Annotated in this window: 1 pseudogene; it reads left to right on the top strand. The window is 40.3% G+C overall.

Annotation, left to right across the window (positions count from 1 at the left end):
• Positions 1-293, top strand: a pseudogene (locus tag KEM60_RS15625) (heavy metal translocating P-type ATPase); the annotation flags it as partial.

Raw genomic sequence — 293 nt, 5'->3', positions numbered from 1 at the left:
AATCATTGCGACCATTTTATTTATTTACGGAGGGCAACCGTTTTTGGTTGGCGCGAAAGGTGAAATCGCTTCGAAAAAACCGGGCATGATGACGCTCGTTACGTTAGGTATTTCAGTTGCTTACATTTACAGTCTATATGCTTTTTATTTGAATCATTTCAGTGATGCAACAGGTCATACGATGGATTTTTTCTGGGAACTCGCGACATTAATTTTAATTATGTTGTTGGGTCATTGGGTTGAAATGAACGCGGTTGGAAGTGCTGGCGATGCATTGAAGAAAATGGCAGAAC

Source organism: Austwickia sp. TVS 96-490-7B, assembly GCF_019331795.1.
Taxonomy (GTDB): domain Bacteria; phylum Actinomycetota; class Actinomycetes; order Actinomycetales; family Dermatophilaceae; genus Austwickia.
This window is presented reverse-complemented; position numbering and strand designations above follow the sequence as displayed.